15 protein-coding genes are annotated in these 14,078 nt (G+C 73.3%); 12 read left to right on the forward strand and 3 right to left on the reverse strand.

Features of this window, described 5'->3' with window-relative positions; genetic code table 11:
- The first annotated feature begins 7 nt into the window (after positions 1–7).
- From LZG04_RS08695 to LZG04_RS08715, 5 genes are all read left to right on the forward strand, one after another.
- On the forward strand, positions 8–619 hold the full coding sequence (locus LZG04_RS08695) for a riboflavin synthase (protein ID WP_233815026.1): 612 nt from the start codon (positions 8–10) through the stop codon (positions 617–619).
- The gene (locus LZG04_RS08700) at positions 616–1,890 is read left to right on the forward strand and encodes a bifunctional 3,4-dihydroxy-2-butanone-4-phosphate synthase/GTP cyclohydrolase II (RefSeq protein WP_233815028.1); all 1,275 of its coding nucleotides are present in this window, start codon (positions 616–618) and stop codon (positions 1,888–1,890) included. The genes LZG04_RS08695 and LZG04_RS08700 overlap by 4 nt, the downstream gene beginning before the upstream one ends.
- Complete coding sequence (ribH, locus tag LZG04_RS08705) at positions 1,887–2,366, forward strand: 6,7-dimethyl-8-ribityllumazine synthase (RefSeq protein WP_233815031.1); 480 nt, start codon at positions 1,887–1,889, stop codon at positions 2,364–2,366. The genes LZG04_RS08700 and ribH overlap by 4 nt, the downstream gene beginning before the upstream one ends.
- Positions 2,367–2,374: 8 nt before the next feature.
- Positions 2,375–2,812 carry a PH domain-containing protein gene (locus tag LZG04_RS08710; RefSeq protein WP_233815033.1) on the forward strand — a complete coding sequence of 146 codons (438 nt, stop codon included), beginning with the start codon at positions 2,375–2,377 and terminating at the stop codon, positions 2,810–2,812.
- Between the two features lie 200 nt (positions 2,813–3,012).
- Positions 3,013–4,350 carry a M28 family peptidase gene (locus LZG04_RS08715; RefSeq protein WP_233815036.1) on the forward strand — a complete coding sequence of 446 codons (1,338 nt, stop codon included), beginning with the start codon at positions 3,013–3,015 and terminating at the stop codon, positions 4,348–4,350.
- Here LZG04_RS08715 and LZG04_RS08720 read toward each other — a convergent pair whose 3' ends face one another.
- The 3 genes from LZG04_RS08720 to LZG04_RS08730 are packed head-to-tail and all read right to left on the reverse strand — an operon-like array spanning position 4,351 to position 7,218.
- Positions 4,351–5,304, reverse strand: coding sequence for a YafY family protein (locus LZG04_RS08720; protein ID WP_233815188.1), 954 nt, complete (start codon positions 5,302–5,304; stop codon positions 4,351–4,353).
- Positions 5,305–5,347: 43 nt separating this feature from the next.
- Positions 5,348–5,830 (reverse strand): hypothetical protein, encoded by a 483-nt coding sequence (locus LZG04_RS08725; protein ID WP_233815038.1) that lies wholly within the window; start codon positions 5,828–5,830, stop codon positions 5,348–5,350.
- Between the two features lie 2 nt (positions 5,831–5,832).
- Positions 5,833–7,218 carry a helix-turn-helix domain-containing protein gene (locus LZG04_RS08730; RefSeq protein ID WP_233815040.1) on the reverse strand — a complete coding sequence of 462 codons (1,386 nt, stop codon included), beginning with the start codon at positions 7,216–7,218 and terminating at the stop codon, positions 5,833–5,835.
- Positions 7,219–7,663: 445 nt separating this feature from the next.
- Here LZG04_RS08730 and LZG04_RS08735 point away from each other — a divergent pair, with 445 nt between their 5' ends.
- From LZG04_RS08735 to whiA, 7 genes are all read left to right on the forward strand, one after another.
- Positions 7,664–8,155: a hypothetical protein gene (locus LZG04_RS08735; RefSeq protein ID WP_233815042.1), complete on the forward strand. Its 492-nt coding sequence runs from the start codon at positions 7,664–7,666 to the stop codon at positions 8,153–8,155.
- A 14-nt stretch (positions 8,156–8,169) separates the two neighbouring features.
- On the forward strand, positions 8,170–8,583 hold the full coding sequence (locus LZG04_RS08740; RefSeq protein WP_233815044.1) for a Rieske (2Fe-2S) protein: 414 nt from the start codon (positions 8,170–8,172) through the stop codon (positions 8,581–8,583).
- A 100-nt stretch (positions 8,584–8,683) separates the two neighbouring features.
- Positions 8,684–9,151, forward strand: coding sequence for a Rieske (2Fe-2S) protein (locus tag LZG04_RS08745; protein ID WP_233815046.1), 468 nt, complete (start codon positions 8,684–8,686; stop codon positions 9,149–9,151).
- Positions 9,152–9,239: 88 nt separating this feature from the next.
- Positions 9,240–11,183 carry an excinuclease ABC subunit UvrC gene (gene uvrC / locus LZG04_RS08750; RefSeq protein WP_233815048.1) on the forward strand — a complete coding sequence of 648 codons (1,944 nt, stop codon included), beginning with the start codon at positions 9,240–9,242 and terminating at the stop codon, positions 11,181–11,183.
- Between the two features lie 26 nt (positions 11,184–11,209).
- Entirely contained in the window at positions 11,210–12,067 is an 858-nt protein-coding gene (rapZ, locus tag LZG04_RS08755; protein ID WP_170232487.1) for an RNase adapter RapZ, read from the forward strand.
- On the forward strand, positions 12,064–13,095 hold the full coding sequence (yvcK, locus tag LZG04_RS08760) for a uridine diphosphate-N-acetylglucosamine-binding protein YvcK (protein WP_233815050.1): 1,032 nt from the start codon (positions 12,064–12,066) through the stop codon (positions 13,093–13,095). Before rapZ ends, yvcK begins: the two co-directional genes overlap by 4 nt.
- Positions 13,086–14,072 (forward strand): DNA-binding protein WhiA, encoded by a 987-nt coding sequence (gene whiA, locus LZG04_RS08765; RefSeq protein ID WP_053721404.1) that lies wholly within the window; start codon positions 13,086–13,088, stop codon positions 14,070–14,072. The genes yvcK and whiA overlap by 10 nt, the downstream gene beginning before the upstream one ends.
- Positions 14,073–14,078: the final 6 nt, after the last annotated feature.

Raw genomic sequence — 14,078 nt, forward strand, 5'->3', positions numbered from 1 at the left:
AGGAACGGTGTTCACCGGGATCGTCGAGGAGTTGGGTGAGGTCGTCGCCGTCGCGGACCTGCCGGACGCGGCCCGCGTCACCATCGCGGGGCCGTTGGTGACCAGCGACGCCAAGCACGGCGATTCGATCGCGGTCAACGGCGTGTGCCTCACGGTGGTGGACGTCGCCGGCGGCGCGTTCACCGCGGACGTGATGCGCGAGACGCTGACGCGCAGCAGCCTGGCCAAGGTGGCGCAGGGCGACCCGGTCAACCTGGAGCGCGCCGCCGCGCTCGGCCAGCGCCTGGGCGGCCACATCGTGCAGGGCCACGTGGACGGCACCGGCGTGGTGCTGGCGCGGGAGAAGGCCGAGCACTGGGAGGTCGTCCACATCGGACTGCCGCCGGGGCTGGCCCGGTACGTGGTGGAGAAGGGCTCGATCACCGTGGACGGCGTGTCGCTGACCGTCGTGTCGGTGTCGGAGGCCGAGTTCACCGTGAGCCTCATCCCGACCACGTTGGAACTGACCACCCTCGGCCGGCGCGCGCCGGGCGACCACGTCAACCTGGAGGTGGACGTGCTCGCGAAGTACGTCGAGCGGCTCGCGCTGCCCCACCTGCGCGCCGAGGAGGCCCGGTGAACGACTTCGCCGACATCGAGCGGGCCATCGCGGACATCGCCGCGGGCAGACCCGTCGTCGTCGTGGACGACGAGGACCGCGAGAACGAGGGCGACCTCATCTTCGCGGCGGAGAAGGCCACGCCGGAGCTGCTGGCGTTCATGGTCCGCTACACGTCCGGGTACGTGTGCGTGTCGTTGACCGAGAGCGACTGCGACCGGCTCGACCTGCCCCCGATGTACCACACGAACCAGGACCAGCGCGGCACCGCGTACACCGTGACCGTGGACGCCCGCGAGGGCGTCTCCACGGGCATCTCGGCGGCGGACCGGGCGCGGACGATCCGGCTGCTGGCCGACCCGGAAGCGGGTCCGAAGGACTTCAACCGGCCCGGTCACGTGGTGCCGCTGCGCGCCCGCGACGGTGGCGTGCTGCGCCGCCCCGGGCACACCGAGGCCGCCGTCGACCTGGCCCGGCTGGCCGGGCTGGCGCCCGCGGGCGTGCTCTGCGAGATCGTGTCGCAGAAGGACGAGGGCGACATGGCCCGCCGCGACGAACTGGAGGTCTTCGCCTCCGACCACGACCTGGCGCTGATCACGATCGCCGACCTGATCGCCTACCGGCGGCGGGTGGAGACGCAGGTGGTGCGGGTCGCCGAGGCGCGCATCCCCACCGCGCACGGCACGTTCACCGCGGTCGGCTACGACAGCAAGCTCGACGGCATCGAGCACATCGCGATGGTCTACGGCGACCTGGGCGACGGCGAGGACGTGCTGGTGCGGGTGCACTCGGAGTGCCTGACCGGCGACGTGTTCGGCTCGCTGCGCTGCGACTGCGGCCCGCAGCTGGACGCGGCGCTGGAGGCGGTGGCCGCGCAGGGGCGCGGGGTCGTGCTCTACATGCGCGGGCACGAGGGCCGCGGCATCGGCCTCATGCACAAGTTGCAGGCCTACCAGTTGCAGGACAGCGGCGCGGACACGGTGGACGCGAACCTGGGGCTGGGGCTGCCCGCCGACGCGCGCGACTACGGCACCGGTGCGCAGATCCTGAGCTCGCTGGGCATCAAGTCGATGCGGCTGCTGACCAACAACCCGGCCAAGCGGGTGGGCCTGGAGGGCTACGGGCTGACCGTGCTGGACCGGGTGCCGTTGCCGATCTCGCCCAACCCGGAGAACCTGCGGTACCTGCGCACCAAGCGCGACCGGATGGGCCACGAGCTGCACCAGCTCGAGCAGTACGAGGCGCTGTCGCAGGGCGGCGCGGTGGTGTCCACCACGGAGGGAGCGGAATGAGCGGCGAAGGGCGACCGGAGGACGTCGTCCCCGACGCGGCGGGCCTGACGCTGGGCGTCGTGGCCACGCGTTGGCACACCAAGATCACCGACAACCTGGTCGAGCGGGCGTTGGCCGCCGCGGCGAAGGCCGGTGTCGCGTCACCCACGGTGGTGCGGGTGGCCGGCGCGGTGGAGCTGCCGGTGGTGGCCCAGGAGCTGGCCCGCACGCACGACGCCGTGGTGGCGCTGGGCGTGGTGATCCGGGGCGGCACGCCGCACTTCGAGTACGTGTGCGACGCGGTGACGGCGGGGTTGACGCGGGTCGCGCTCGACTCCTCGACGCCGGTCGGCAACGGCGTGCTGACCACCAACGACGAGGACCAGGCGCTGGCGCGCGCCGGGTTCCCGGACTCGGTGGAGGACAAGGGCTTCGAGGCGTGCGTGGCGGCGTTGGACACCGCGCTCGTGCTGCGCGGGCTGCGGGCGGGCTCGTGAGGACCGCCGTGGCTGCCGACGTGATCGAGTTCCGGCCCAAGCGGATCCGCGTGGTGGCCTGGGCCAGCGCGGTGTTCCTGGTCGCGGTGTTCACCGTGGTCGGGTTGCTGCTGGGCGACACGCCGACCGGTGTGATCTTCCGGGTGTCCGACCAGGTGGCGATGGTGTGCCTGGGCGTGTTGCTGGCGTGCGGCATGTTGCTGCTGACCAGGCCGCGCGTGCGGGCCGACGCCGAGGGCGTGGAGGTGCGCAACGTGGTCACCGCGCACCGCTTCACGTGGCAGCAGGTGCTGCACGTGTCGTTCCCCGACGGCGCGTCGTGGGCCCGGTTGGAGCTGCCGGACGACGAGTACGTGTCGATCATGGCCGTGCAGGCGGTGGACCGCGACCACGCCGTGGCCGCCGTCCGCGCCCTGCGCGACCTGCACCGCTCCGCCACCACCTGACCGCGTGTCCTACCTCCAGAACGCGCGTGTCCTACGTCCAGAACGCGTGAGTCCTACATTCGCGACGCATGACTTCGTCGTTCGCGTAAGCGCTGATCGTCGTGGTGCCGTTGGGGGAGATGTGTCCTCCAACGGCACTCTTGTAGGGGGTCGGACCCCTGCCTAGGTTCGGGTGATCGACGAGCCTTGGGGGTCCGCACATGCGCAGACGTTCACTCCTGACCGGTGCCGCGGCCGTGGCGGGTGCGGTGGCGCTCGGCTTGAACCCGGTGGCACGGGCACAGCGCCCCGGCGCGTCCGACCTGCCCGACCTGGCCCTCGGCGACTACCCGGTGGTGGGCCGGGTGCGGGCGCGCAAGGCGATGGAGCACCTGCGGGTGCTCAGCGAGCGGATCGGCCAGCGCATCGGCGGCACGGAGTCCGAGCACCGGGCGCGCGACTACCTCGCCTCCGTGCTGCGCGACCTGCGCTACCAGGTGACGTTGCAGCCGTTCACCGTGCCGGACAAGTACCTGTCGACGCTCACCGTCGGCCCGGACACCTGGAACGCGGGCGCCTCCCGCTTCGGCGCCCTCGGCGTCACGGCCACCGGCCCCGTCGTGGACCTGGACACCGGCGCGTCCCTGCCCGCCGACCTGACCGGCAAGGTCGCGCTGCTGGTGAACGTGCCCTCCGGCTCCACGGCGGTGCTGGACGCGGCACGGCTGGGCGCGGTGGCGGTGCTCGTCGGCCGGGTGTCGACGCCGCCCGCGGGCAAGACCGGCGCGTTCTCGCCGACGCTGACCGCGAACGTCGCCGTGCCGGTGCTGGGCATCGCCCAGGTGCACGTGGAGCGGCTGCGGGCCGCGGGCCCCGTCACGGTCACCGTGTCCACCACCCACCTGGCGGGCCTGACCTCGTACAACGTCCTCGCCGAACGCCCCGCGACGTTCCCCGGCCGTGACGACGGCGTGGTCATGGTGACCGCGCACTACGACAGCGTGCCCGGCTCGCCCGGCGCGAACGACGACGGCAGCGGCACGGTCCTGACCCTCGAACTGGCCCGCGTGCTGCGCCACCTGCCGACGCACAAGGCGCTGCGGTTCGCGCTGTGGGGCTCGGAGGAGCAGGGCCTGCTCGGCTCCCGGCACTACGTGAACCAGTTGACCGACGCCGAGGCGGCCCGCATCGCGGGCGTGTTCCAGAACGACATGGTGGCCACCAGCCACGGCCCCGCGACCGCGTACTGGCTGCTGTCGGTGGACGGCGGGAACAACGCCACGACCGCCGAGGTCGCCGCCGCGGCCGCCCGCCTGGGTTACGGCGCGCAGGTGCACGGCCCGGTGCCGCGCGGCAGCAGCGACCACGTGCCGTTCCACGAGCGCAAGATCGCCGCGGCGAACTTCAGCTGGCGCGGCGAGGGCGGCCCGCACGAGCTGGAACCGCTCTACCACACGCCCGAGGACACGATCGCGCAGAACGTGAGCCCCGACCGGCTGCAGATCTCGCTGGAGCTGATCGGCGCCGCCGCCTACCGGCTGGCCCGCACGCGGGGCTGATCAGGACCCGGCGGCGCGCAGCAGGCGTTCCGCGGTGGCCCGGAGGTGCCGCTTGAGCTCCTCCGGGCCCTCCACCTCGAAGTCGACGCCGATCATCGAGATCCACGACCCGACTTCCTCCAACGACGGCGTGCCGACCGTGAGCCGAGTCCGCTCGTCGTCGATCCGCTCCAGGTGCACCGACGTGGAAGACGTGCGGGCCGCGACCACGTCGTACGGCGCGTGCATGATCAGCCGGGCCTGGTGCTGGTACGGCGCCACGGACAACTGCCGCGACACGTACGACGCCAGGTCGTCCGCCGGCGGCTCGCGCGGCGTGAACCGGGCGCCCGCGGTCGGCTCCTCCTCGATCCGGTCCACCCGGAACGTGCGCCAGTCCGCCTTGTCCACGTCCCACGCCACCAGGTACCACCGCCGCCCGGTGTGGGCCAGGCCCAGCGGCTCCACGTGGCGGCGGGTGCCGCCGTCGCGCCCGGCGTAGGGGAACCGCAGCCGCTGGTGGTCGCGGCACGCGATGGCGATCGCGGTCAACGTGCCCGCGTCCACCTGCGTGCCGCGCGTCGGCAGCGCCACGGTGTGCGCCTGCAACGCGTTCACCCGCCGCCGCAGCCGCGACGGCAGCACCTGTTCCAGCTTGGCCAGGGCCCGCACGGACGTCTCCTCGATGCCCGCCACGCCACCGCCCGCCGCCGTGCGCAGCCCGACGGCGACCGCCACGGCCTCGTCGTCGTCCAGCAACAACGGCGGCAGCTCGGCCCCCGCGCCGAGCTGGTAGCCGCCCGACACGCCCGGCGCGGCGTTGACCGGGTAGCCGAGGCTGCGCAGCTTGTCCACGTCACGCCGCACGGTCCGCACGTCCACGTCGAGCCGACGCGCGAGGTCCGCGCCGGTCCAGTCGCGGCGCACCTGCAACAACGACAGCAGCTTGAGCAGACGGGCCGAGGTTTCCAGCATGAGCCGCAGTCTGCCGGCCATCGCGGACGACTTCCGTCCTCGTTCAGCCGCGTCGTGCGCCGTCCGGCCACACGACCACCACCGGCACACCGGACGCGCGCGCCGTCTCGACCACGTCCGCCGTGCCGCCACGCCCGTCGGGAGGCTGCCCGTCCCACACGGCGATCAGCAGCTCCACCGACGCGAGCATCCGCTCGTTCGCCATCACGTACGCGTGCCGCCCGGACAGCTCGTTGGGCAGCACGCTGACCACGTGCGCCCGCGCCAGCAGCTCGTCGTAGTCGGCCCGCTTCTCCGGTTTCAGCCGGTCCCGGTAGTCCATCGCGGGCAGCACGACCTCGACCCGCCCGCCCAGCTCCAGCACGACCCGCGCGAACAGCTGGTCCGCGCCCGGCGCCAGGCAGGTCACCCCGACCAGGGATGACCCGCCCGCCGCCTCGGCCTCCAACGCCGTGCGGATCCCCGCCCGCACGGCGTCGACGCAGTCGGGCGCCAGCTTGCTGTGCCCGGTGATACCCACCCGCATCGCTAGGCCGTCCGCACCCCGCGGATCGCGTCACGGGTGTCGCGCACGACGGCCAGGTCGCGGTGCCGCTCGGCCTCCTTGGCGAAGTCCTGCAGCTTGCGCACCACCCGCCCGGACGCCAGGCCCGCCGCCGTCGGCAGCACCTGCTGGATCAGCCCGCACGCCTCCTCGGGCTCGCCCGCCACCATCTTCGTGCGGGCCAGCCCGATCACGTCGAACGCCCGGTTGCGCACCCTGGCCGGGTCGCGCAGGTCCAGCGCCCGCCGGATGTGCTGCTCGGCCATCGGCGCCTGCTTCGGGTCGTGCCCGGCCAAGTCGCGCATCCGGGCCCCGATGACCCCCTCCAACTCCGCCTCGTCGAACGAGTCCAGCCACCACGGGTCCGAGCCCGGCCGCCGCTGCGCGAAGCTGTCCTGCGCCTGCCCGACCGCCCGGTGGAACTCCCGCACCCGACCCATCTGGGCGTAGGCCCAGGCCTCACGGGTCAGCAGGAGCGCCTGCAACGTCGGGGTGGCGTTGCGCCTCGTGCCGTACTGGCCGAGCTGGACCAGTTCTAAACCGTCCTCGGGCCGGCCCAGGTCGAACATCTGCCGGGCCATCGCCGCCAGGCACAGGGCGGCGAACGGGTCGTTGCGCCCGGCCTTCGCCATCCGCACGCCGAGCACGTAGTAGCGCTGCGCGGCGTCGTGCATGCCCGCGTCCCACGACATGCTGGCCGCGACCTTGGACAGTTCGGCCCCGATGAAGAAGGCCCGTTCCGTGGTCGGGCCCGCCGGTGCGCGCGACAACCGCTCGGCCAGTTCCTCCAACTGCCCGAGCACCGCCTTGCGCGCCAGCCCGTACCCGCCTCGTCCGCCCCACCCGCGCAGCCCGTCGGCGACGCGCTGCAACGCCGCCAGCTCCTCTTCGCTGATGGCCGCGCTGGACGACCACTTCGACAGGGGCTGCAAGGGGTGCAGCCATCGCTGCAACGGTTCGACCAGTGCGGGACCCATCGCCACCGCGGCGGCTCCCGTGAGCGCCGCTCGTCTGCTGATCGCCAAGTCGTTCCTCGCCGTCTCCTCGACCGATCTGGCAATGCTCGACGCGTCCCACGCCGCGGCGAGCACATCGGGCGGGGCGCCGCGATCGGCGTCCGCCTGGCTTGGGATTCCGACGCGGTCGAACCACAGCCGGTCGGCCGGGACGCCGAGCACCCGCGCGAAGTGCCGCAGGCGGTCGATCCGGTCGATCGGGTTCTCACCGGTCTCGTACCGCGACAGCTGGGCCTGGGAAACGCCCAGCCAGGACGCCATGCGGTCCTGCGTGACGCGGCTGACGTGCTGGGGGTGGTGCCGGTAGGCGGCGAGGAGGGCGCCCATGTTCCGGTCGGTGAACGCGGCAGCCATCGTCTCGTGGTCCCAGAAATCCCCCGGGACCTCGGGTGGTCCGTAGAGCTCGGTCCGCGCGTTGCGGCGACAACGCTGGCAGAGCCGGTCGGTGTTGTCGGCGGCGATCAACGCCCCGCACGCCGGGCATGCGCGCCTGGTACTGGGTGCTCTTCGAGCTTTCCGTTCCATGGCTCGCTCCCGTCACTGAGCGTGCTCACGAGTGTATAGACATGTGATCAGGAGTCCATGCATTTCGTGCATAAGGCGGGGTGGGCCCCTGGTCGGACACCCCGTGACGCCGAGTGGTGGATGAGGGGCATCCGTCCGGTGCATGGTTCCCACCCGATAACGGTGTGGTGGAACGACCCGTTCGGCCGGAGGCTGCGTGGTGTGCCAGTGCCGGGTCGACCCCGCGGCCCGCGCGCACCGCCCACTCCACCCGACCGGGGAGGGACTCCCGCCGATGAGCATCACCGCCGCCACCACCGCAGACAACGGCCCGCGGTTCGGGCCACGCGACCGCGCGCACCAGCAGGCGCTCGGTGAGGCGATCGCGGGCTACCGGCTGCTGGGCTGGAAGGTGTCCGTGACCGAGCAGGGCGTCTTCCTGCCGCTCGGCCCCGCCACCACCGCCCTGGCCATGCCGGCCCGCATCGGCTCGCGCGTCCTGGCCGACCTCAAGGCCCGGATGCTCGCCGGCCCCGTCACCGTGATCCCCGGCCCGCGGGAGCACTGGATCTTCCTCGCCGAGCTGGTCGCCCTGCTGCCCACGCACCTGAAGGCGCCCGCCGAGGTCCAGTTCGTCCGCTCGCCGCAGCGCATCGCGCTCCCACCGACGATGACCCGCTACGGGTCGCTGAGGTGGGCGAACCCGCCGTCGCACTCGCGGCACTGGTTCCCGCCGTTCACGGCGGTGCTGGCGCTGGCCCGCACGGCGGTGGCCAAGGACCGGTAGGCGAAGATGGGCGGGTGGACCGACGGACGCTGCTGTGCGGACTGCTCGCCCTGACGGCCGGGGCAACCGTGACCGCGTGCGGCACGGGTGCCGGGCCGACCCGCCGGCCGGGTGTCGGTTCCGCCCGACCGGGTGACCGCGTGGCCGGCCTCGCGGACGTCCCGGTGGGCTCCGGCGCGCTGGTCGACATCGGCGGCGACGGCCAGTTGTTGCTGGTCAGGCCGTCGGAGTCGGAGGTGCGGGCGTTCAACCCGGCCTGTCCGCACCAGGGCACGACAGTGAACCCGCCCGCGGGCGGCACGATCAGCTGTCCCACGCACCGCTCCGCGTTCGACCCGGCGACCGGGGCGGTGCTGTCCGGCCCGTCACCGCGGGGGCTGGCGGAAGTCGCGGTGACGGTGTCCGGGCCGGACGTGGTGCTTTCCTGAAAAACCCGTCCCAAGGGCTGGTGTGTTGAACCTCGCTTCACGTGGTGTCGTATTGCCTGTGTGGCCGAACGACCACCCACCACGTAGCGGAGGACCTGCGTTGAGTTCAACGGAGAAGACAGGGCTGTCCCGTCGCTCGGTGCTGTGCGGCGTGCTCGTCGCGCTGGCGGTGCCGGGCGGCCTGGCCGCGTGCAGCAGCGGGTCGACCCCGAGCGGCACCGGCACCACCGGCGGCGGCACGACCGCGGCCGGCGGCACCACCCCCGCCGGCCCGCCGATCATCGCGGCCCTGGCCGACGTGCCCGACGGCGGCGGCCTGATCGCGGGCAACCCGGCCGACAGCAGGCCGCTGGTGCTCGTGCGGACCGGCGAGACGGTCAAGGCCTACGACGCCACGTGCCCCCACCAGGGGACGGCGGTGTCGCCGCCGCAGAACGGCGTGATCACGTGCCCGAACCACGGCAGCACGTTCAACGCCGCGGACGGCGCGGTGACCAAGGGCCCGGCCACCACGGGGTTGAAGGAGGTCCCGGTGAAGGTGGAGGCCGGCCAGGTCGTGCCCGCCTGACCGTCGGAGCGAGGTCGCCCGGTCGGGCCGCCCCCCGGCCGGGACCACGTCGACAGGGCTGTCGGTGCCCGCACGTAGGCTTGGCGGCGTGGCCGATCCGTCGACCTATCGCCCTGCGACAGGCACCATCCCCGAAGCCCCCGGCGTGTACAAGTTCCGCGACGCCGGCGGCCGCGTGGTGTACGTCGGCAAGGCCAAGAGCCTGCGCCAACGCCTCAACTCCTACTTCGCCGACATCGCCGGCCTGCACCCGCGCACCCGGCAGATGGTGACCACCGCCGCGAGCGTCGAGTGGACCGTCGTCGGCACCGAGGTCGAGGCGCTCCAGCTCGAGTACAACTGGATCAAGGAGTTCGACCCGCGGTTCAACGTCCGCTACCGCGACGACAAGTCCTACCCGGTCCTCGCGGTGACGTTGCACGAGGAGTTCCCCCGCCTGCACGTCTACCGCGGCCCGCGCCGCAAGGGCGTGCGCTACTTCGGCCCGTACGCCCACGCGTGGGCGATCCGCGAGACGCTGGACCTGCTGCTGCGGGTCTTCCCGGCGCGCACCTGCTCGGCGGGGGTGTTCAAGCGCCACGGCCAGATCGGCCGCCCCTGCCTGCTGGGCTACATCGACAAGTGCTCCGCGCCGTGCGTCGGCCGGGTCAGCGCGGACGAGCACCGCGACATCGTGGAGGACTTCTGCGACTTCCTCGCGGGCCGGACCGACTCCATGGTGCGCCGGCTGGAACGCGAGATGACCGCCGCCGCGCAGGAGCTGGAGTTCGAGAAGGCCGCGCGCCTGCGGGACGACCAGGCCGCGCTCAAGCGCGCGTTGGAGAAGCAGGCCGTCGTCCTCGGTGACGGCACGGACGCCGACGTGGTCGCGTTCGCGCAGGACGACCTGGAGGTGTCGGTCCAGGTCTTCCACGTGCGCGGCGGCCGGGTCCGCGGCCAGCGCGGCTGGGTGGTCGACAAGGTCGACGAGACCGGCGTGACGGGCCTGGTGGACCAGTTCGTCACCCAGTTCTACGGCGAGCAGGTCGAGTCGGCCCGGGCCAGCGGGGTGGAGTCGGCCCCGGTGCCGCGCGAGGTGCTGGTGCCGGAGCTGCCCGACGACGCCGAGGCGGTCGAGAAGTGGCTGTCGGACCTGCGCGGCGGCAAGGTGGCGCTGCGGGTGCCCCAGCGGGGTGACAAGCGGGCGTTGATGGAGACCGTGGAGCGCAACGCCAAGGAGGCGTTCCAGCAGCACAAGCTGCGGCGCGCGGGCGACCTGACGGCCCGGTCGGCGGCGTTGCAGGAGCTGCAGGAGGCGTTGGGGCTGGACACCGCGCCGCTGCGCATCGAGTGCACGGACATCAGCCACGTGCAGGGCACGGACGTGGTGGCGTCGCTGGTGGTGTTCGAGGACGGCCTGGCCCGCAAGTCCGAGTACCGCCGGTTCGCCGTGCGCGAGGGCGCGGAGCAGGGCGACGTCGGCTCGATCGCCGAGGTGGTCCGCCGCCGGTTCCAGGCCTACCTGCGCGACACCAAGGCCGACGGCGGCGCGACCCCGGGCATCGACCCGGAGACGGGCAAGCCGCGCAAGTTCGCCTACGCGCCGAACCTGCTGGTCGTGGACGGCGGAGCGGCCCAGGCGCAGGTAGCCTCCGACGTCTTGGCGGAACTCGGCATCACCGACGTGGCGGTGGTCGGCCTGGCGAAGCGGCTGGAGGAGGTGTGGGTGCCCGGCGAACCCGACCCGGTGATCCTGCCCCGCACCAGTGAGGCCCTCTACCTGCTGCAACGCGTGCGCGACGAGGCGCACCGGTTCGCCATCGCCTACCACCGGCAGAAGCGGTCCAAGCGGATGACGACCTCGGCGCTGGACGAGGTGCCGGGCCTGGGGCAGACGCGCAAGGCCGCGCTGCTGAAGCACTTCGGCTCGCTGAAGAAGCTGCGCGAGGCGAGCGTCGAGGAGATCAGCGTGGTGCCCGGAGTGGGCCGGCGCACCGCGGAGGCCGTGCACGCGACGTTGAGCACGGCCGGTACCGAAGGGGAGCGAACGTGAGCGCACCGGCCGGCGAGAAGTCCGGCATCGAAGTCGCGGTGGTGACGGGCCTGTCCGGGGCTGGCCGCAGCACGGCCGCGAAGTGCCTGGAGGACCTGGGCTGGTTCGTGGTGGACAACCTGCCGCCCGAGCTGATCGCGACCATGGTGGAGCTGGGCGCCCAGGCCAGGGGGGCGATCACCAGGGTCGCGGTGGTGATGGACGTGCGCAGCCGCGCGTTCACCGAGGACCTGGCGGCGGTCATCAAGGACCTGGACGCGCGCGGCTACAAGCCGAAGGTGCTGTTCCTGGAGGCCACCGACGACGTGCTGATCCGGCGGTTCGAGTCGGTGCGGCGCGGCCACCCGTTGCAGGCCGACGGACGGCTGGCCGACGGCATCGAGGCCGAGCGGATCCTGCTCACGCCGTTGCGCGAGGAGGCCGACCTGGTGCTGGACACCTCGGCGCTGTCGGTGCACCAGCTGCGGGCCAAGATCGAGGACACGTTCGGCACCGAGTCGGCCACCCGCACCCGCGTCACGGTGCTGTCGTTCGGCTACAAGTACGGCCTGCCGATGGACGCCGACCTGGTGATGGACGTGCGGTTCCTGCCGAACCCGTTCTGGATCCCGGAGCTGCGCGAGCAGACCGGCCTGGACGGCGACGTGCGCAACTACGTGCTCACGCAGGAGGGCGCGGAGGAGTTCCTGGACCGCTACCACGAGCTGCTGCGGCTGATCGGCGCGGGCTACCGGCGCGAGGGCAAGCGGTACCTGACGCTGGCGGTCGGCTGCACCGGCGGCAAGCACCGCAGCGTGGCCATCTCCGAGGAGCTGGCGGGCCGGCTGGCCAGCGAGGACGGCATGGCCGTCAAGGTCGTGCACCGGGACCTGGGACGCGAGTGAGCTTCACAGCGGTAGCGCTGGGCGGTGGGCACGGGCTGCACGCCACGCTCACCGCCCTGCGCGGGGTGACCGACGACGTGACGGCCGTGGTGACGGTCGCGGACGACGGCGGCTCGTCGGGGCGGTTGCGCCGCGAGCTGGGCCTGCTGCCGCCCGGTGACCTGCGCAAGGCGATGGTGGCGCTGGCCGGGTCCGACCCCTCCAGCGCGTTGTGGTCGACGCTGTTCCAGCACCGGTTCGGCGGCACGGGCGCGCTGGCCGGGCACGCGGTGGGCAACCTCGTGCTGGCGGGCCTGCTGGAGCAGCTGGGCGACCCGGTCGCCGTGCTGCGGGAGGCGGGCAGGCTGCTGGGCGTGCGCGGGCGCGTGCTGCCGATGTGCACCGAGCCGCTGTCCATCGAGGCCGACGTGACGGGGCTGGACGACGACGCCGACGTGGTGCGCCGCATCCGCGGCCAGGTCGCGATCGCCACCACGCCGGGGCGCGTGCAGCGGATCCGGCTCTACGGGCCCGGCGGTCCGGGGGAGGCGCCGCGCGGCTGCGCGCAGGCCGTCGAGGCGGTGCTGGCGGCGGACGTGGTGGTGCTCGGGCCCGGCTCGTGGTTCACCAGCGTGCTGCCGCACCTGCTCGTGCCCGAGCTGCACGACGCCCTGGTGCGCACGTCGGCGCGGAAGGTCGTGGTGCTCAACCTCGTCCCCCAACCGGGGGAAACCGACGGCTTCTCGCCGGAGCTGCACCTGGACGTGCTGTGCGAGCACGCGCCCGCGCTGCGGGTCGACGCGGTGATCGCGGACGTCGACGCGGTGCCCGTGCCGGACCGGCTGCGCAGGGCCGCCGCAGCTCTCGGCGCTGCGGCGCACCTCGCGCCGATCGCCGTGGCCGGCGCGCCGGACCGGCACGACCCGGCCGCGCTCGCGTCGAGCATCACCCGGGCGTTGGCCGGCCCTGGTGACGGGACCGGCGGGGCGTCGAGTACAACCCTCCAGGAAGACCGGACGAGCAGGGGAGGCGAGGCGCCGTGGCGATGACGTCGGCGGTGAAGGACGAGCTGAGCAGGCTGGCCGTCTCCAAGACCTGCTGCCGCCGCGCGGAGGTGGCCTCGCTCCTGCGGTTCGCGGGCGGCCTGCACATCGTCGGCGGCCGGGTGGTCGTGGAGGCGGAGCTGGACCTGGGCTCCACGGCCCGGCGGCTGCGGCGGGAGATCCACGAGCTGTACGGCCACCAGTCGGACGTGTTCACCATCACCTCGAGCGGCCTGCGCAAGGGCACCCGGTTCGTGGTGCGCGTGGTGAAGGACGGCGAGGGCCTTGCCCGGCAGACGGGCCTGCTGGACCCGCGCGGCCGCCCGGTGCGCGGCCTGCCCGCCCCGGTTGTGTCGGGCGGGGTGTGCGACGCCGAAGCGGCGTGGCGCGGCGCGTTCCTGGCGCACGGCTCGCTGACCGAGCCGGGCCGGTCGTCGTCGATGGAGGTGACCTGCCCGGGCCCGGAGGCGGCGCTGGCGCTGGTCGGCGCGGCGCGGCGGATGGGCATCGGCTCCAAGTCGCGCGAGGTGCGCGGCGCGGAGCGCGTGGTGATAAGGGACGGCGACGCGATCGGCGCGATGCTGACCAGGCTCGGCGCGCACGACAGCGTGTTGGCCTGGGAGGAGCGCCGGATGCGCCGCGAGGTGCGCGCCACGGCCAACCGCCTGGCCAACTTCGACGACGCCAACCTGCGCCGCTCGGCCCGCGCCGCCGTCGCCGCCGCCGCCCGGGTCCAGCGCGCGCTGGAGATCCTGGGCGCCGAGGCCCCGGACCACCTGGCCGCCGCGGGCGCGCTGCGCCTGGCCCACCGCCAGGCGTCCCTGGAGGAACTGGGCCAGCTCTCCGACCCGCAGATGACCAAGGACGCCGTCGCGGGCCGCATCCGCCGCCTGCTGGCGATGGCGGACAAGCGGGCGAAGGAGCTGGGCATGCCCGACACCGAGTCCGCCGTGACGGCGGACATGCTCGACGCCGAGGTCTGATCCCCG

The sequence above is a fragment of the Saccharothrix sp. S26 genome, assembly GCF_021390395.1.
GTDB lineage: Bacteria > Actinomycetota > Actinomycetes > Mycobacteriales > Pseudonocardiaceae > Actinosynnema.